The sequence below is a fragment of the uncultured Tenacibaculum sp. genome (assembly GCF_947502995.1).
Lineage (GTDB): Bacteria > Bacteroidota > Bacteroidia > Flavobacteriales > Flavobacteriaceae > Polaribacter.
In genome coordinates this window covers 113157-132489 of record NZ_CANNBW010000010.1, presented here as the reverse complement: position 1 = coordinate 132489, position 19333 = coordinate 113157, and the positions used below count along the sequence as shown (strand labels likewise).

18 protein-coding genes are annotated in these 19333 nt (G+C 29.7%); 13 read left to right on the top strand and 5 right to left on the bottom strand.

Annotated features, from left to right (window positions below; genetic code table 11):
- The first annotated feature begins 12 nt into the window (after positions 1 to 12).
- From Q1A46_RS09985 to Q1A46_RS09930, 12 genes are all read left to right on the top strand, one after another.
- On the top strand, positions 13 to 738 hold the full coding sequence (locus Q1A46_RS09985; RefSeq protein ID WP_299677551.1) for a GLPGLI family protein: 726 nt from the start codon (positions 13 to 15) through the stop codon (positions 736 to 738).
- A gap of 55 nt (positions 739 to 793) precedes the next feature.
- Complete coding sequence (locus Q1A46_RS09980) at positions 794 to 1654, top strand: ABC transporter ATP-binding protein (protein WP_299677548.1); 861 nt, start codon at positions 794 to 796, stop codon at positions 1652 to 1654.
- 4 nt (positions 1655 to 1658) lie between these two features.
- Positions 1659 to 3215, top strand: a complete 1557-nt coding sequence (locus Q1A46_RS09975) for a hypothetical protein (RefSeq protein WP_299677545.1) — start codon at positions 1659 to 1661, stop codon at positions 3213 to 3215.
- Positions 3205 to 3612 (top strand): thiol-disulfide oxidoreductase DCC family protein, encoded by a 408-nt coding sequence (locus Q1A46_RS09970; protein WP_299677542.1) that lies wholly within the window; start codon positions 3205 to 3207, stop codon positions 3610 to 3612. Before Q1A46_RS09975 ends, Q1A46_RS09970 begins: the two co-directional genes overlap by 11 nt.
- Positions 3613 to 3915: 303 nt before the next feature.
- The gene (locus Q1A46_RS09965; protein WP_299677539.1) at positions 3916 to 4740 is read left to right on the top strand and encodes a prephenate dehydratase; all 825 of its coding nucleotides are present in this window, start codon (positions 3916 to 3918) and stop codon (positions 4738 to 4740) included.
- The gene (locus Q1A46_RS09960; RefSeq protein WP_299677535.1) at positions 4737 to 5894 is read left to right on the top strand and encodes a pyridoxal phosphate-dependent aminotransferase; all 1158 of its coding nucleotides are present in this window, start codon (positions 4737 to 4739) and stop codon (positions 5892 to 5894) included. Before Q1A46_RS09965 ends, Q1A46_RS09960 begins: the two co-directional genes overlap by 4 nt.
- A 7-nt stretch (positions 5895 to 5901) precedes the next feature.
- Positions 5902 to 6765, top strand: a complete 864-nt coding sequence (locus tag Q1A46_RS09955) for a prephenate dehydrogenase (protein WP_299677532.1) — start codon at positions 5902 to 5904, stop codon at positions 6763 to 6765.
- 12 nt (positions 6766 to 6777) lie between these two features.
- Positions 6778 to 7860 carry a bifunctional 3-deoxy-7-phosphoheptulonate synthase/chorismate mutase type II gene (locus Q1A46_RS09950; protein WP_299677529.1) on the top strand — a complete coding sequence of 361 codons (1083 nt, stop codon included), beginning with the start codon at positions 6778 to 6780 and terminating at the stop codon, positions 7858 to 7860.
- Between the two features lie 57 nt (positions 7861 to 7917).
- Positions 7918 to 8670, top strand: coding sequence for a DUF5995 family protein (locus tag Q1A46_RS09945; protein ID WP_299677526.1), 753 nt, complete (start codon positions 7918 to 7920; stop codon positions 8668 to 8670).
- Positions 8671 to 8712: 42 nt separating this feature from the next.
- Complete coding sequence (rsgA, locus tag Q1A46_RS09940; protein WP_299677523.1) at positions 8713 to 9663, top strand: ribosome small subunit-dependent GTPase A; 951 nt, start codon at positions 8713 to 8715, stop codon at positions 9661 to 9663.
- Positions 9664 to 9670: 7 nt separating this feature from the next.
- Positions 9671 to 10123 carry a D-aminoacyl-tRNA deacylase gene (gene dtd, locus Q1A46_RS09935; RefSeq protein WP_299677520.1) on the top strand — a complete coding sequence of 151 codons (453 nt, stop codon included), beginning with the start codon at positions 9671 to 9673 and terminating at the stop codon, positions 10121 to 10123.
- Between the two features lie 73 nt (positions 10124 to 10196).
- Positions 10197 to 10838, top strand: a complete 642-nt coding sequence (locus Q1A46_RS09930; protein ID WP_299677517.1) for a YceI family protein — start codon at positions 10197 to 10199, stop codon at positions 10836 to 10838.
- Between the two features lie 37 nt (positions 10839 to 10875).
- Here the strand turns inward: Q1A46_RS09930 and lipB are convergent, their stop codons facing one another.
- Positions 10876 to 11589: a lipoyl(octanoyl) transferase LipB gene (gene lipB / locus Q1A46_RS09925; RefSeq protein WP_299677514.1), complete on the bottom strand. Its 714-nt coding sequence runs from the start codon at positions 11587 to 11589 to the stop codon at positions 10876 to 10878.
- A gap of 210 nt (positions 11590 to 11799) precedes the next feature.
- On the opposite strand from lipB, the gene Q1A46_RS09920 reads away from it, so the two are divergent.
- Entirely contained in the window at positions 11800 to 14046 is a 2247-nt protein-coding gene (locus Q1A46_RS09920) for a reprolysin-like metallopeptidase (protein ID WP_299677512.1), read from the top strand.
- A gap of 65 nt (positions 14047 to 14111) precedes the next feature.
- Here Q1A46_RS09920 and Q1A46_RS09915 read toward each other — a convergent pair whose 3' ends face one another.
- The 4 genes from Q1A46_RS09915 to Q1A46_RS09900 form a co-directional block, all read right to left on the bottom strand.
- Positions 14112 to 16883, bottom strand: coding sequence for a TonB-dependent receptor (locus Q1A46_RS09915; protein WP_299677509.1), 2772 nt, complete (start codon positions 16881 to 16883; stop codon positions 14112 to 14114).
- Positions 16884 to 16913: 30 nt separating this feature from the next.
- Positions 16914 to 17771: a GLPGLI family protein gene (locus Q1A46_RS09910; RefSeq protein WP_299677506.1), complete on the bottom strand. Its 858-nt coding sequence runs from the start codon at positions 17769 to 17771 to the stop codon at positions 16914 to 16916.
- A 104-nt stretch (positions 17772 to 17875) separates the two neighbouring features.
- Complete coding sequence (locus Q1A46_RS09905) at positions 17876 to 18703, bottom strand: GLPGLI family protein (RefSeq protein ID WP_299677504.1); 828 nt, start codon at positions 18701 to 18703, stop codon at positions 17876 to 17878.
- 12 nt (positions 18704 to 18715) lie between these two features.
- Positions 18716 to 19321 (bottom strand): hypothetical protein, encoded by a 606-nt coding sequence (locus Q1A46_RS09900; protein ID WP_299677501.1) that lies wholly within the window; start codon positions 19319 to 19321, stop codon positions 18716 to 18718.
- Positions 19322 to 19333: the final 12 nt, after the last annotated feature.

Genomic DNA, 19333 nt, shown 5'->3' with positions numbered 1-19333 from the left:
AAATTTAATACCATGAAAACATTTAAAACTTTAGCAGTAATCATTTGTGCAATCTTCGCATTAAACACTAACGCTCAATCAAATAAAAAAGAAGTACTTAAAGTAAATTATACCAGTGGATGTGTATCTGACTTTATGGTTGGAATGATGAAAAAGCAAATCCAAGATCCTCAAAAATTATCAAGCTTTTTAAAAATGATGGGAGATTACAAAGTTCATAGTACATATTATATCAACACAAAAACTAAAGAATCTTTATTCGTTTTAGATTCTGTTTCTGAAGTTAAAAATTTAAGTACAACAGGATATACTTTTTATGTTTTAAAGAACAAAAAAGGAGAAATTAAAGGAAAAGAAAACTTTATGGGTAAAGACATCTTTTTCCAAGAAAAAAGTAACAACATTAAGTGGGAATTTACTGATGAGCAAAAAGATATTAACGGATACCAATGTAAAAAAGCTCACTTAAAAGGAAATGCTGATATATATGTTTGGTTTACTCCAGAAATTCCAGTAAACGGTGGGCCTCATACTTTCTTCGGGTTACCAGGATTAGTATTAGAAACTAATAGTCCTTTCGAATCTACAAACACAAACACAATTTCTTATTGTACAGCTAAAGAGTTTAATAATCGTTTTAAAGAAGTAGACGAAAAAGATAAGACTCAAAAATCTATTCCATTATCACAAGTACACGTTAAGAAAGAGAACTTCCAACGTATGATTAGTAAAGGATAGTCTTTCAATAAAAAACAAAAATATCAATAGAATATTCACCATAAAATTAAAGAACATGCAGTTAACGATAAAAAATCTTACGAAAAAATACAATTCAAAGAAAATAGGATTAAGTGATTATTCTATTGATATTTCATCTGGAATCTTAGGAGTTTTAGGGCCGAATGGCGCTGGTAAATCAACATTAATGAAAATGATTTCTACCATTACAAAGCCAACGCAAGGTGATATTTTCTTAAATGAAAATGATGTGGTAAAACATCCTAATTATATGCGCCAAACACTTGGTTATTTACCTCAAGATTTTGGAGTATATCCTAACTTAAATGCTTACGAATTTTTAGCATATATGGCTGCAATGAAAGGTGTCGGTGGTAAAAACTTACATCATAGAATTGAGACATTATTAGAAGAAGTTAATTTAACTGATGCAGCTAAAAATCAACTAAAAACATACTCTGGAGGAATGATTCAGAGAATTGGAATTGCACAAGCATTATTAAATGATCCGAAAGTCTTAATTTTTGATGAACCAACTGTTGGTTTAGATCCAGAAGAAAGATTACGTTTCCGAGATTTAATTTCAGATTTAGCTACAAACAGAATCATCATATTATCTTCTCATATTGTTTCCGATATAGAATCAATCGCAGATGAAGTTGCTATTATGAAAAAAGGTAATCTTATCATTAAAGACAAACAAGATTCTATTACCAAACTTGCAGAAGGTAAAGTTTATGAAACCACAATCAGTAGAGCTAATATCATCAACTTTAAAAGTAATTTTAATGTGGTTAGTTCTTACCGAATGAATGATGAATTTAAAGTTCGATACATTTCAAATGCAGTAAATCAAATTGGAGAAATGGTTATTCCTACTCTAGAAGATGCTTATATCTATTTAACTAAAAACTAAAACTATGATGTTACAATATTTCAATATTATTAAAGGAAATTACTTGCAGTATGTTAGAAGTTATTCTTTTCTACTAACTATAGCTTTTAGTTTATTTATCGCTTTTAATTTTGTGCCTTCTCCAGATGCAAATTACACTACAGTAAGTTTTGGCGGATATACTGGCGATTATACAGCAGAATGGATCGGATTTGTAACGGCAATACTAGCAAGTACATTTTTATCATTATGCGGATTCTTCTTAGTTAATGGAAGTATTAAAAAAGATATAGAAACACGAATTGGTCATATAATAGGAACTACTAAAGTTTCAAACCTTACTTATATATTCTCTAAAGTAACAAGTAACTTTTTAGTTTTATTAACCATTTTATTCATCATTTTTATCACAGGAATTGCATTATTTTTCTTGTATGGCAACACATATGCTTTTAATATTTCAAGCTTTATTACACCTTATATATTAATAGCTATTCCAACATTATTTTTAATTGCTAATCTAGCTGTAGTTTTAGAAGTTATTTTTCCTACTAAAAGAATGCTTCAATATGGTGTGTTTTTATTCTTGTTCTTCGCTACATTATTTTCAGCAGCAAACGATAAAACCTCTATTATTTCTTCAGATCTTTTTGGAATTCAACATGTAACAAGTAGTGTTGCAAATGAAGTGCAAGAAACTTTTAATAAAAAGGATATTGGATTATCTATTGGTTTTGTCTCTGGAAGTAGAAATCCAGAAAAAACATTTCAAATGAGTTCACTTTCTTTTCCAAGTTGGTATGTATATAGTAGATTACTTTGGATTTTAATTGCTGTTTTAGCCTCTACAATAGCTTCTTTTTTCTTTCATAGATTTAACTATAAAGAATCTCCAAGAAAAACTATTCTTGTTTCTGAAGAAACTAAATATAAGAGTGCTGACTTTAAACTTGGGAATTTACATCACGGTATTGAAATGTCTTACAGTTTAGCTCCGTTAATTCAAGCAGAATTATTAATGATTATACGTAAAAACCCATCGTATTTGTGGATATTAACAATTTGTGGATTTACAAGTATGTTTTTTATTCCTTTAAATATAGCTCATTTATACATATTACCAATTTTATGGTTTTTACAAGTAACAGTATGGTCAGATTTAGTTACGAAAGATCAAACCTTTAGAACACATTTCTTTACCAATTCTTCATATCATCCTTTAAGAAGATTAGCAATTTCTAGAATTATAGCTGGTTTATCTGTAGCTATATGTATAGCGCTACCTGTTTTAATACGATATGCTATAAACTTAAACTTTAGCAGTGTTCTTAATGTTATTCTTGGCGCAATATTTATTGTTTTAGTCGCTGTATTTTTAGGAGCATTCACAAAATCTAAGAAAACTTTCGAGATAGCCTTTTTCTTTTTAGTGTATTGTAATATTAATCAGGTTAAAGCATTAGATTATTTTGGAGGATTACATCATTCTTATAGTTACGGTTTTTTAATGACAGCAATTGTATCTGTATTATTCTTTTTATCGTATTTACTACTTTATAGAAATAAAACCTATGGAAACTAAAGAACTATTAGATAAATATACTTTGGTGTTTTACGACGGAACTTGTGGTTTTTGCAATCAATCTATTTTATTTCTATTAAGAAAAAAACCTTCTGATCAATTACGTTTTATTTCACAACAATCGGATATTGGAATACAAATTAAAAAGCAATTTCATATTGATGAGCAATTAGATTCTATTTTCTTAATTGAAAACCAAACACTTTACACAAAAGCAAATGGATTTTTAAAAATTTTAAGTTATTTAAACTCTAAATGGTATTATGTTTCTTACTTAAAATATGTTCCAAATTTCTTAAGTAATGCTGTTTATGATCTAATTGCAAAATATCGACATCAATTTTTATCTAAAAGTTGCCGACTATTATCTTTAGAAGAACGTAAATTTTTTATTTAAAATATTTTTTAATGCACAAATACTCAATAACTTTTCTGAGTTTTTAAATATTAAACAACTTTTTTTATCAAAATCATAAAAATTCAACTTTCGTAAATCATTTATTTGTTTTTATCATTTTAATATATAGATTTGTTTCAGACATTTAAGTTAAGAGTTATGTTACAAAATGTATGGCAAGGTTTCTATTTTTACTTTTACTATTTTAGTAAGAGGAGAGGCTTTGTATCATAGATTTAAGATAACATTAAATTATATAAATTATAAAGCCTCGATATTTCGAGGCTTTTTTTATGGATTAAAATGAAAAAAATAGCCATCCAAGGAATAGAAGGAAGCAACCATCATATTGTTGCCGACAAGTTTTATCAAGAAGATATAAGCTTAGAAAAATGCTTGTCTTTTGATGCTCTTGTAGAAAGTTTAACTAGTAAAAAATCTGAACAAGCTGTAATGGCTATCGAGAATACTATTGCTGGTTCAATTATACCTAACTACGCATTAATAGATAAATACAACTTACATATTTCAGGTGAATATTACTTACCTATTCACCACCATTTAATGGCATTACCGAATCAATCTATTGAAGAAATTAAAGAGGTTTGTTCTCATCCGATGGCATTATTACAGTGTAAAGAATTCTTTAAACAACATCGTCATATAAAATTAGTTGAAGATGTAGATACTTCTGCAATAGCAAAACGAATTGCAGACAGGCAATTAAAAGGTGTAGCTGCTATTGCTCCAAAAATGGCTGCAGATATTTTCAATTTAGAAGTTTTAGAAGATGAAATTCAAACGATTAAAAACAACGCTACTCGCTTTGTAATTCTACAGACATCTAATCCAGAAAACGGAAAAGAAAACATTAACAAAGCATCGTTAAAGTTTGAACTCGATCATAAACGCGGAAGTTTAGCTGCGATATTAAATGTAATGAGCGATTGTAAACTGAATTTAACTAAAATTCAGTCGTTACCGAAAATCGAAACACCTTGGAAATATGCTTTTTTCGTTGATGTTACTTTCGATACGTATGAAGATTACGCTAAAGCCAAAGCAATTATAGAAATAATGGCTACAGATTTTAAAATATTAGGAGAATATAAAAACGGAAGATCATGATACAATTTGCAGATCGTTTAAATACCGTACAAGAATACTACTTCTCAAGAAAACTTAGAGAAGTTAGAGAATTAATGGCTGAAGGAAAACCAATTATTAATATTGGAATTGGAAGTCCAGATTTACAACCACCTTCAGAAGTTATTAAAGCTATTACCAATGGAATTAACGAAAACGGTGCTCATAAATACCAGAGTTACCAAGGAATCCCAGAATTAAGAGAAGCTATTTCATTATTTTACAAAACACACTACAACACAACTGTAAACCCTTCAAATGAAGTGCTTCCCTTAATGGGGAGTAAAGAAGGAATTATGCATATCTCTTTAGCTTTATTAAACGAAGGTGATCAAGTTTTAATTCCAAATCCAGGATATCCAACGTATACATCTGTTACAAATCTTATTGGTGCAGAAACTGTATACTATAATCTTTCTGAAGAAAACGGATACCAACCTAATTTTGATGAATTAGAAAGTTTAGAGCTGTCAAAAGTAAAATTAATGTGGATTAACTACCCACATATGCCAACAGGTGAAAATGCAAAAAAAGACACTTACAAAAAACTAATTCAGTTTGCTAAAAAACACAGTATTCTTATAGTAAATGATAACCCGTACAGTTTCATTTTAAATGAAAAACCAACTAGTATTTTAGAGTTGGACGGAGCAAAAGATGTGGCTTTAGAACTAAATTCTTTAAGTAAAACATTTAATATGGCAGGTTGGCGTGTAGGAATGTTGTTAGGAAATGCTAATTTTCTCAACCAAGTACTTAAAGTAAAAACACAAATGGACTCAGGAATGTTTTACGGAGTACAAAAAGGAGCTATAGAAGCTTTAAAAACTTCTAAAAGTTGGATTCAACAACAAAACGAATTGTATAAAGAACGAAAAGCTCTTGTTTTTCAATTAGCAGAAAAAATAGGCTGCACTTTTAATAAAAACACAAGCGGTCTTTTTGTTTGGGCAAAGCTTCCTTCAGGGAAAACATCGGAAGAATTTATTGATGAATTGTTATATAAGTATCACATTTTCGCCGCACCAGGAACTATTTTTGGTTCGCAAGGAGAAGGATATATTCGTTTCTCTTTATGCGTAAATAAAGATCAAATTAAAGAAGCTATTAACCGATTGGAAAATCATAACAATTAAGAAAATTATGAATGTTTTTGTAATAGGAATTGGATTAATTGGTGGTAGTTTGGCTAAAGATATTCGAGAGAAATATGCTGAAGCAGTACTGTTTGGAGTAGACAATAATGAAGCACATGTTAATGAGGCAATTGAAAAAGGTATTGTTGATAAAGGTGCTTCTTTTGAAGAATTAAAGAATGCACATATTGTTATTGTTTCTGTTCCTGTAGATGTTTCTTTGACTTTAATCCCTAAAGTTCTAGATATTATTTCTGAAAACTGTTTGGTTTTTGATGTAGGATCTACCAAAGAACAAGTTTGTGAAGTAATTAAAGAACATCCTAAAAGAAGAAACTTCTTAGCAACTCACCCAATTGCGGGAACTGAATTTTCTGGTCCTTCAGCTGCTTTGAACGATTTATACAGAGGTAAAACAAATATTATTTGCGAGGTTGAAAAAACAGCTTTTAAACTTCAAGAAAAAGCTTTAGAAATCTTTTCAAACTTAGGTATGAGAATCCGATATATGGATCCTGTTTCTCACGACAAACACATTGCTTATGTATCACATTTATCTCACATAAGTTCATTTATGTTAGGTAAAACAGTAATCGAAAAAGAGAAAAACGAACGAGATATTTTCGATATGGCAGGAAGTGGATTTGCTTCTACAGTTCGTTTGGCAAAAAGTTCACCTGCAATGTGGACACCTATTTTCGAACAAAACAAAGACAATGTCATAGAAACCTTAACAGAATACATTCAAAATTTAGAGCATTTTAAAACATTATTAGAAGAAAATAATTTCTCAGCCATTTACACTGAGATGGAAAATACCAATCATATTAAACAAATTTTAAACGGAATACAAGAAGTAAAACTTCATTAAACGAGACTCACAATGGAAAACAAACAAGAATTAAGAACATGGTTAGATGATTTCAAATTAAATCATCCATTAGTAATAGCAGGACCGTGTAGTGCTGAAACTGAAGATCAAGTATTAAAGATCGCTCACGAATTAAAAGATAGTGATGCTACAGTTTTAAGAGCTGGAATTTGGAAACCAAGAACTAGACCTGGAAATTTTGAAGGTGTTGGTGCTTTAGGTTTAAAATGGTTAGAAACTGCGAAGAAGGAAACTGGAATGTTAACAACTACTGAGGTTGCGAACAAAAACCATGTAGAATTAGCATTAAAACATGATGTTGATATTCTTTGGATTGGAGCAAGAACTACGGTAAGTCCTTTTATCGTTCAAGAAATTGCAGATGCTTTAGAAGGAACTGATAAGATTGTGTTAATTAAAAACCCTGTAAATCCAGATTTACCATTATGGTTAGGAGCTTTTGAACGTTTCTATACTGCTGGAATTACTAAACTAGGTGCTATTCACAGAGGTTTCTCTACTTATGAGAAAACGAGATACAGAAACAATCCAAACTGGCAAATTCCTATCGAATTACAAAATCGTTACCCAGATTTACCATTAATTTGTGATCCTTCTCATATTGCAGGTAGAAGAGATATCATTTTTGATATTTGTCAAACTGCTTTAGATTTAAATTTTGATGGATTAATGGTTGAAACACACTACGATCCAGATAATGCTTGGAGTGATGCTAAACAGCAAATTACACCAACTACACTTATCCAAATGATGGAAGATTTAAAAATCAGAAAAGAAACGGATACTGAAGTTGATTTTAAAAATGCTTTAAACACCTTAAGAACTCAAATCGATGTAGTAGATCACCAATTAATCGAAATGATGGGAAAAAGAATGAAGATTTCTGATAAAATAGGTTCTTTAAAGAAAGAAAAGAATGTTGCTATTTTACAAACAAAACGTTGGAACGAAATCTTAGGCAAAATGATTTTAGAAGGTGAAGAAAACAATTTAAGCGAAGAATTTGTTTTAAAGATATTCAAAGCAATTCACCAAGAAAGTATTAATCATCAGAAAAAGATTATTAACGGATAAAAAAAAGCGCAAAACTGCGCTTTTTTTATTTTCTTTAATATCCTAAATTAACCGACTATGAGAACCATCAATACAATTGATGATGTTATCAACACATTAGAAAACATCATTACCGAATCAAAACAAACTTCTTCTACTCTTGGTTATTTTGCTGCTCTTTATAAAAAAGTCACTATAAGAGTTAAAGAAGGTATTGCCGAAGGATTCTTTGATGATGGACCTAGAATGGAAAAACTAGATGTAATTTTCGCCACAAGATATATTGATGCTTACTACAATTTTAAAACTAATAAACCAATTACATTATCTTGGAAAAAAGCATTTAACTTATCTGAAAAATTTTGGCCGATTGTGCTACAGCATTTATTAATAGGAATGAATGCACACATTAATTTAGATTTAGGAATAGCTGCCTACGAAGTAACTAAAGGGGAAAATATTGAAAGCTTAAAAAACGATTTCAATAAAATAAATACAATTCTCTCTTCATTGGTATCAGATGTTGAAAATGACTTAGCTACAATTTGGCCTTTTTTGAGAAAAATATTAAAATTCACCAGTAAATTTGATAACTTTTTGGTTGATTTTAGTATGGAAATTGCTAGAGATGGCGCTTGGGATTTTGCCGTAAAACTAGCTCAATCTACAGAGAGTCAAACCCCTGAACTAATTACTAAAAGAGATCAAAGTGTTTCAGAAATTGCTTCATTGATTACTAATCCAGGAATTATTGCTAATATTATTTTTGGTATGATCCGATTAGGAGAAAGAGGAAGTGTTCCTGAAAAAATAAATGACTTAACAACATAATCTTATAGCATAGATTCGCTAATTTATTCTCATCTTTGTTTTATGAAAGGAACGGTATACAAATCAACAGGAAGTTGGTATTGGGTTAAGAGTGATAACACCTTTTATAAATGTCGAATCAAAGGTAAATTCAGAATAAAAGGAATAAAAAGCACGAATCCTATCGCAGTAGGAGATCATGTTGAGTTTACTATTGAAACAAAAAACAACGAAGAAACTGGAATTATTACAAACATTTTAGAACGACAAAATTACATCGTTAGAAAATCTGTAAATCTTTCCAAACAAACGCATATAATCGCATCTAATATAGATCAGGTTTTCCTAATCATTACTATTGATAATCCGCCTACATTTACAACGTTTATCGATCGTTTTCTTGTTACAGCAGAGGCTTACTCCATAGATGTTGTGCTTATTTTCAATAAAATTGATGCTTATACTATTGAACAAAAAGCAGAGATTTTATATTTAAAAGATATTTACGAACCTATCGGATATACATGTATAGAAACTTCAGCAACAACTGGAAAAAATGTAGATATAATTAAGGATATGATGATAGGTAAGGTAAGCATGTTTTCTGGGCATTCTGGTGTTGGAAAAACAACTTTAGTAAATTATATAGAACCTACTTTAAACTTAAGAACAAAAGAAATTTCTGATCAACATAAACAAGGACAACATACTACAACTTTTGCTGAAATGTTCGATTTAAGTTTTGATGCTTCTATTATAGATACTCCTGGAATTAAAGGTTTTGGAGTAGTTGATATGGAAAAAGATGAGTTAGGTGATTATTTTCCTGAATTTTTCGCTTTAAAACAAGATTGTAAATTTAATAACTGCATTCACCTAAACGAACCACATTGTGCTGTAAAAGATGCTTTAGAAAGAGAAGAGATTTCTTGGTCGAGATATAAAAGTTATCTACAAATCTTAGAAGGTGAAGAAGAAAATTATAGAACTGATATTTTATCTGGAAGACAATAATTAAATTATGAAAACTGTAATTCAAAGAGTTTCAAAAGCAAGCGTTACTGTAGATCATAAAGTTGTTGCGAGTATAAAAAACGGATTACTCATCTTAGTTGGTATTGAAGATGAAGATACAGATGAAGATATACTTTGGTTGACTAAAAAAATAGTAAATCTTAGAATTTTTAATGATGAAAATAATGTAATGAACTCTTCGTTATTACAGACGAATGGCGAAGCAATTGTAGTGAGTCAGTTTACATTACACGCATCAACGAAAAAAGGAAATAGACCAAGTTATATTAAGGCTTCTAAACCTGAATTTGCGATTCCAATGTATGAGAAATTTGTAAAAGAACTCGAAAAACAATTAGGAAAACAAGTTCAAACAGGAATATTTGGAGCAGACATGAAAGTAGATTTATTAAATGATGGTCCAGTAACCATTGTGATAGATACAAAAGACAAAAAATAATTCCTCAGGCAATAAATAATAAATATATTTGCCATGGAATATAAATTTCAAATTCATATAAAACAATCTAAAAATGAAAAAACTAATCTTATCATTAGCAGTAGTAACTATAGCTTTAACGTCTTGTAAAGGTGAAAAAAAAGTAGAAGCTAAAGAAGAAGTAAAAGTTGAGCAAAAGGTAACTAACCCTATTAACTCTTACAATGTAAACGTAGCAGAATCAACTGTAACTTGGAAAGGAGCTCATCCTGTTGGAGAAGGTCACAATGGTACAATCACTATAGAAAAAGGTTTATTTGATGTTGAAGCTGGTGTTTTAAAAGCTGGAGAATTCGTATTAGATATGAATACAATTTCTTGTTCTGATTTAGAAGGAAAAAAGAAAGCTGGTTTAGAAGGACACTTAAAGAATGAAGATTTTTTTAACGTTGAAAAATTCCCAAGCACTAAATTTGTAGTTGCTAGCTCTGAAGTTAAAGATGGTAAATTACATATTACAGGTAACTTAACTATTAAAGATGTTACTAAAAGTATTACAATTCCTGCTACATTAACTGAAAATGGAAATGATGTTACTTTAAAGAGTGAAACTTTTGGAGTTGACAGAACTGATTTTGGTGTTAAGTATGGTTCTGGAAAATTCTTTGATAACTTAAAAGATAAAGCTATCAATGATATTATCGAATTCTCTTTTGATATTAAAGCTAGAAAATAATTATAGCACAACAAATCATAAATATTAAAAAGCGAGCTTATAAGCTCGCTTTTTTTATGAATTCATTTACTTCAAAAAGTTCTTTAAAGTAAAAAAGTATTTTTTCTTTCACCTCGTCTAAATTTAACTTTGCACCAAGCTCAACTTCCATAGAAGTAACTGATTTATCATTAATTCCACAAGGAATAATATGATCAAAATAACCAAGATTTGTATTTACATTAAGTGCAAAACCGTGCATAGTTACCCATCTACTTGTACGAATCCCCATTGCACAAATTTTTCTTGCAAAAGGAGTACCAACATCCAACCATACACCTGTTTCTCCAGGACTTCTCTCTCCTTTTAAACCATACTCACCAATAACCTTAATAATTACTTCCTCTAGTAAACGTAGATATTTGTGAATGTCTGTAAAAAAGTTTTCTAGATCTAAAATTGGATAACCGACTATTTGACCTGGTCCATGATATGTGATATCTCCACCTCTATTAATTTTATAAAACGAAATATCTTTCTCTTCTAATTGTTTTTCATTTAATAGAAGATGTTTCATATCTCCACTTTTACCAAGAGTATACACATGAGGGTGTTCAACAAATAAAAAATAGTTTGATGTAGGAATATTTAGTTCCTCTCTTCTATTTTTAATTTTTAAATCTACTATACTTTGTAAGGTTTTCGTTTGTAAATCCCAAGTATCTTTAAAATCTTTTTGAGATAAATCTATTAAACAGACTTTTTTATTCATTGCCTAATTAGTAATTAACAATAACAAATTTCGACAAAAAAGTAAAGAAAAAAAATAATTTATATAAAGTGTAATGGATTTATTGATCTAGTCTTTTCAGAATATTTTTATTAATACAGCGTTTTTATTTATACATTTGCTTAAGCCCCATACTTATTCGCTAAGCGATAATTAGTTAAAATCATTAAAATACACTCAAATTAAAATTTCATGAGAAAAACACTATTACTATTTTTTATTAGTATTTATGTTATAAACTCGCAGAATACTTGGAAAAAAATCACCCCAAACAACTCTAGTTTATTAACAAAAAAGTCTAGACAAGCTAATCATCTTCCTAAAAAATATAGTCTTTTTTCATTAAATATTAATGACTTTAAAAATCAACTGAATCTGAAAAGTCGAGGAACAGAAAAAACTATCTTGCTTCCTGATTCTAACAATAATATTTCTGAGTTTTCAATTAAAGAAAGTTCAAATTTTTCTGAATCTTTAGCTCCTGAATTCGGTTTTATAAAATCATATTCAATTACAAGTAAATCTGATAATAAAACCAGCGGTAAATTAAGTATTGGTAGTGACGGTGTTCATATTACTTTATACCCTATAAATAAGCCCACTTATTATGTTGATCCTTACACGAAGGACAATTCAACATACATGTTATACAGTAGATCTGATTTAAACCAGAACAGTAATCGTCCAGCTTGTACTCTTTTAGGTGAAAATAAAATTGAACAACCTGCTAAACAGTTTGGTAAAAAAATTATTAATGATGGTACATTACGAACATACAGATTAGCTTTAACCTGTACAGGTGAATATTCTCAATTCCATATCAATGAACAAGGTTTAAATAGCGGAACTGAAGCACAACAACGAGCTGCTGTTTTGTCTGCAATGAATACCACAATAACAAGAGTAAATGGAATTTATGAAAGAGATTTATCTGTACATATGAATATTGTTTTAGTTGGTGGTGCAAATCCTTTAATCAATTTAGATGCTGCTACTGACAACCTAGATAATGATAATTCTGTTGTACTTATAAATCAAAATCAAGATTTATGTGATAATGTAATTGGTACAGCCAATTATGATGTAGGTCATATTTTTGCAACAGGTTTAGGAGGAATTGCTCGTTTTAGATCGGTTTGTGTTGATGGATTTAAAGCTGGTGCTATGACAGGTTTAAACTCTCCAATTAACGATCCGTTCGACATTGACTTTGTAGCTCATGAATTAGGACATCAATTCGGAGGAAATCATACTTTTAATGGGGACACAGGTAGTTGTGTAGGTGGAAACAGAAATGATGACACAGCTATAGAACCTGGAAGTGGTTCTACGATTATGGCCTATGCAGGTATTTGTTTCCCCAATAATGTTCAAGATAATAGTGATGATTATTTTCATACGATAAGTATTCAGGAGATGCTTAGTTTTGTGCAAAATAGTACATCTTGTAGTACAAACTCTAGCACTGGAAATACTGCACCTGTAGCAAATGCTGGTTCAGATTTTACTGTACCTAAAAGAACTCCTTTAATATTAAGAGGTAATGGATCTGATAATGATTCTTCAGCTAACTTAACGTATTGTTGGGAACAAGTTGATAATGAAATTGTAATTTCTCCACCTTCTTCAACAAGTACAGGAGGAGCTTCTTTTCGATCTTTTGCTCCAACATCTTCTCCAAATAGATATTTACCAAAATTAGAAACTATTGTTTCAGGTGAATTTTTCTCTTTTTGGGAAGTTATTCCTGAAGTAGAAAGAGAAATGAATTTTACATTAACTGTAAGAGATAATCAAACAGGTGGTGGTGCTGTTGCTTTCGATAGTATGAAAGTTTCTGTTATAGATGTAAAACCTTTTACCGTTACTACACCTAGCACTGAAGTTAGCTGGGACGGAGCAACTGCCCAAACTATTATTTGGGATAAATCTACAACAGATCAAGCTCCTATAAACTGTAAAAATGTACGTATTAAGTTATCTACAGATGGTGGTCTTACTTTTCCAACTGTGATTATTGATAATACCCCTAATGATGGAATAGAAACAGTTATTATTCCAAATATGGCTACGACTGAGGCTAGAATAATGATTGAAGCTGTGGATAATATTTTTTACAATGTAAATGCTACAAATTTTACAATTATTAATAATCCAGATGTTGCTACAGGTGATGTAATTGATTTTGCTAATTTTAGTCTTTTTCCTAATCCTACGGAAAACAAAACTTTCAATTTAGTATTTGACATTGAAGTTTTAAGCACTGTAAAAGTTCAATTATTCGATTTAAGCGGAAGACTTGTTGGAACTAAAGAATTTAGTAATGCTACAAATAAATTTGCTGAACAACTTAGTTACGAAAATGTGACTTCTGGTTTGTATTTATTACAAATCATAAAAGATGATAAAACCGAAGTAAAAAAAGTTATTATTAAATAATTTTTTTATTAAAAATTAAAAAGGCGAGGAATACCTCGCCTTTTTTGATTGATTCAAAACAATAGTTATAAATTATATTTCACTGAAAAAGTAATATATCTTGGTTGGATTATGTAAGCAGAAGAGCTATTAAAAATGGTATTAGAACTATCTTGATTTAAAGATTTTGTATCTAAAATATTTGTTACCATCATTTTGTATTCCCACTTACTATCTTTCTTTTGATAGGTTAAATCTGCATCCCAAAAACTAAAATCATTTAGTGTTTCAGATTGGTTTCTATAATTATTATAAGTGTATTTTGTATTAAATATTAAATCTCTGGTTATAAAAGCATCGAAATTAACAAAAGGACTATGTGTAGTAAATGTATTTACGATTCCTCCTTGATCGTACCTGTTAATACTTACATTATAACCTACATCAAAATTTGGAAACTCTCTAAAGTTTGTACTAAATCTTGTTCTATAAGCTTGAGTAAATGAATTTGACTCTCTATTCTCATTTTCATTTGTAAAACGATTAAAAAACAGGTTGTTTGAAACTGAATAACCTACATTTCCTCCAACTGTAACTTTAAATTTTCGATAACTTTTTTGAAAATTAGCATTCGCTGAAATTGTTTCATCTGGGAATATAGAATTGATTGATGTTGATACCTGATCTACTCCATTAAACGTAGTTAATCCTTTTACCGCATCTATTAGTTTACTATAATTTACGCTAGCAAAAATGTTTGTGTAATTAAACATATTAAAACTAAAATAACTCAAGTTTACATTGTGTGATAAAGAACTCTCTAATTCTCTGTTTCCTGAGTATAATCTATTGTAATTGTTAAATACAAAACCTTCGGCAACTCTATTTATATCTGTAAAACTTACTTGTTGACTATAATTTAATCGTAAAGTTTCCGACTTTTTAAGTGCTACTTTAATAGAAGCATCTGGTAATAATTTTGTGAAACTGTTATCAAAAACACTTCCTAGTTGTGTGTTTTTTGCTGAATACTGATGTGCTGTAAATCCTTGATTAAAAGTAAATATCCCTGTAATAAACTTATAATGTAAACCAGCATAATAATCATCGAAAGTATAATTTACATCATTAATTGAATTTACATTACTTATAGAATTCGTTGTTCCATTTTCTAAAACTTGAAAAATATTAGAGTTGAATTGCTGATCACTTACAGTAGTTCCTAAAGTTACATTTAAATTACTCTTCGGGTTAATCACATAAAAGTAATCTAACTTGGCATCTAATTTATTTGTTTTGACTCTTTTATTCTGAGAAACATCAAAAGGAACAGGACTTTCATCAACTAAACCTAAAACATTGAAAAAAGATAAATTTTCTAGCTCAGCATTATAAAACGGATCTTCATTTTGCCATAAATATTGAGCTTCTAAAGCAAATATATTACTGTCATTTAATGTATAATAATAATTCAAATTTTGGCTAATTGAATACGGATTCTGACTAGATAATTGATGAATTGGAATAGACTCATCTGCATCATTTAAATAGGTACGTGTAGAATTTAAACTTTGTATTTCTTCTTGATTTGAAATTTTAGCGAAAACATCATAATCAAATTGATTATCGGTATTTGGGCGATAACTTGAACTCAGTTTTAGTAAACCTAAATCACTCCTTTGTTTAGAAACACTATTTATTTCTTCTGTATTAATAAATCTAATCGAATTTGGGTCTGTCGTATCGAATGGTGGCAAAGTAGAGGCATCAACATTTTCATTGATATAATTTCTTATTGTATTTTCTTCCATATCTACTTCTGATCCAGAATAAATTCCGAATCCACTTAAATCCCAATTCTTTTTTGGAGAATAACTAAAATTCACTGCTCCAAATCTTGATTCGATTTCTTTAGCTCTGTTGTTTCGAAGTGTTAAGAAACCTATATCAGATGACGCTACATTAAAACCTGTACCTCTTCCTCCAGCTCCTCTGAATCCTCCAGTAAACTTAAAGTAATCTCTACGTGTAAATGGAACTTCTCCAATATTATTAAAATCTGTAATTAAGTTTAAACTATATTTCGGACTGTAATAAAACAGTTTTGGATGTACGATATATCGGCTATCTTCTGTTGCCATTCCTATTCCCGCAGAAACCTCTCCAAACCAAAAATTCTTCTTTCCTTCTTTTAGTTTTAGGTTTATAACAATATTATCTTCATTATCAGTAACACGACTCATCTGACTAACTTCACTATGATTTTTTAAGACCTCAACTTTATCAATCGCATTAGCTGGAATATTTTTAGTAGCAAGTTTAGAATCTCCATCAAAAAAATCTTTCCCTTCTACCATTACCTTTCTTACTGTTTTTCCTTCAACCTGAATTTCTCCTTCATCGTTTACCTCTACTCCAGGAAGTTTTTTTAGTACGTCTTCTAGCTTTTTTTCTGTTCCGCTTTTAAAGGAATCTGCATTGTACACAATTGTATCACCTTTTACCGTTACAGGCATTTTAGAAATAATTTCTACTTCATCTAAAGTATTATCAAAAAGTAAAACAATATCTTTTTTAATATCAGTTTCTTTAGTGCTAATGTTAAATTCACCTGTTTTCATCCCTACATAACTCGCTTTAATGATATAACTAGCATTTTTCTGCAAATTCAGTTTATAATTACCAAAAGCATCTGTAAACCCGTAAGAATCTACTTTGTTATCTTTTTGATTTATAGCCAACATATTTGCCATTTCTAGCGGGTTTCCAATGCTGTCTTTTACTATCCCTGTCAGTTTAATTTGGGCACTAGTATAACAGGCAACCATTACGATCGCCAGAAAAAATATTTTTTTCATTATTAAAGTTTGATTAATTCATAAAACTTACTAAGACCTACCTCTTCTTCTGCCTCTCCACATTTCTCTCATTTCTTCCATCTTCTTTTTCACTATAGCATTATACTCTTCTCTTGTTACTTCGTCTCCTTTAGTTAAAGGTTCTATTTCTTTCTTTTCTTTAGGATTTAAAGTTACTTCTGTACATAAAATTGTAGTTTTCCCAGAGTTTATTTCTAAAATTAAACCTGGTAATCCCCAATATTCTCCAGGACCATTACTTACAGGAATTTGTGGTGTATACCATGCCGTAACTAGTATTTCTTTTGGCATTTCTATATCTTCAGTAACTTTTCTAACTTTTGTACTATCAGGTTTCTTATTGTCTTTACCTCTATTTCTACCTCTTCCTCTTCTTCTCATGTTTTGCCAATCGAACTCATCAGTTTTTTTCACCATAGTAGCTTTATAACATAAATAGTTTCCTATTTGTTTTTGCTCTCCACTCATTTCCCATTTTGGCATTTCAGACGGATATTCTATTAAAAACTTCTTTCCAAAAAATTCTCTCTCTTCTAAAAACTTTTTGTCTTGTGTATTTTTATATTGAATTCCACTAGAAAAACCTCCAAAACGAAAACCTCCTCTTCCACCACCTGGTGCTTCTAATTTTTCTTCTTCTTCATACAATGATGAAGTTCTATTGAAATGAAGCGTATATGTTTTTTCTAACATATTCTTCATTCTTTCCATGATTCTTTTCTTTTGTTGTTCGGATAACTGACGATTTCCCCATTGATTCATATCAAAAGAAGTTTTCGATTTATACACAGCTTTTCCGTGAAAGTTTTTTTGAGCATAACCAAATGCTACAGAAAACAATAAGAGGTAAGTAAAAAGCGATTTCATAATTACGTGATTAATTTTGTTCTTTTCTTGTTAAAGATAACCTTAGTTATCCTTACTAAGACTTAAAAAAATTGTAAAGGTTTAAAATCGCTTCTTTAAAAAAATCACCCTCCTATTTGTATATTTATAGATTCTCCGTTTCCACGATTATTTTTAAATCTTTCATTCATTTCAGCAACCTTTTCCTTCACTATTTTTTCATATTCTTCTTGATTTACTTTTTTCCCTCCTCTAGGTTCTTTAATTTTTACTTTTTCAGTAGGATTTAAAACAATCTCTGAACAAACTATGGTTCGTTTACCTTCATGTACTTCTAAAATTAAACCTGGTAATCCCCAAAACATATCTGGTCCATTACTTACTGGAATTTCTGGTGTATACCATGCCACAGTATTAACTGTTACCATTTGTTTTTTCTCTTCAGTTTCACCATCGGTCATTATGTGACTTATTTGCTCTTCTTCTCTAGTTCTCGTAGCCTTATAACATGTATAATTTCCAATTTTTTTTGTTTCTCCACTCATTTCCCATACCTCGTCAGACAACTTGTCTTTTATTAAAAACTCTTTACTAAACACCTCTGTTTTATTCACATACTTCTTTTCTGCAGTATTTTTATAAAGAATATCGTTTCCTCCACCATTTCCGAACATCATAATTTGAACTCCTCCTGATTGAGCTGCTGGCTCTAACTCTTTATTTTGAGTATATGTTGATGTTGATTTGGTAAAATTTAAAGTATATGTTTTTTGAAACATTTTCTTCATTTTTTCTTGAAGCTGTTTCTGAAGATCTGAATTCGGTGCTTTATCTCCTGTACTTATTTTAAGATCTATATTATTATGAGTCTTATAAGTTGCTTTTCCTTGAAAATCTTGCGCTATAGTTGTTAATGAACATAGTATAGCTAAGAATAGAAATTGAATTTTCATTTTTTTGTCTTTTTATATTACTGTTTGTTTATTGCTATTTTCTTGAGATGATGTATAATTAATCATCATTTTAATTAATTTATCTAACTCTTTTGCTTCAGCTGAAACAATAAAACTTTGCTTTACATCTAATTTTGATTTTTCTTTTTTTACTCTTTTTACCTTACAGCCTAAAGTAATTTTCTGATCTTCATCATTATCTTTAAAAAAAGTTCTTGCTTCTTCCCAGTCAATTGTTTTTAACTCTTCAATAGAATCTACTGTATAGATTAGAGATAAAGGTTTTGCCTTTGCTGTAGTTTTTACTTGATACTTTTTCATAATATGTATCAACTTGTCTAAATCTTTAACCTTTCCCTTTATTTCAAAACTTTGCTTTGTTTTAACTTTTGAATTTTTCTTGTGTAACTCGTTTACTTTTATTCCTAAAGTTACTTCCTCTTCTTTCGTATTTCCTTCGAAAAATTCTTTAACTTCGTTCCAATTAATAGTTTCTAATTCACTTACAGAATCTACAGAATAAATTAAAGACGAAGTTTTTATCTTTATTTCATTAGAAGATTGAGAAAACATATTTACTCCTACGATTAATAGTATTGTAATCAGTATTTTTTTCATGATGAGTTGATT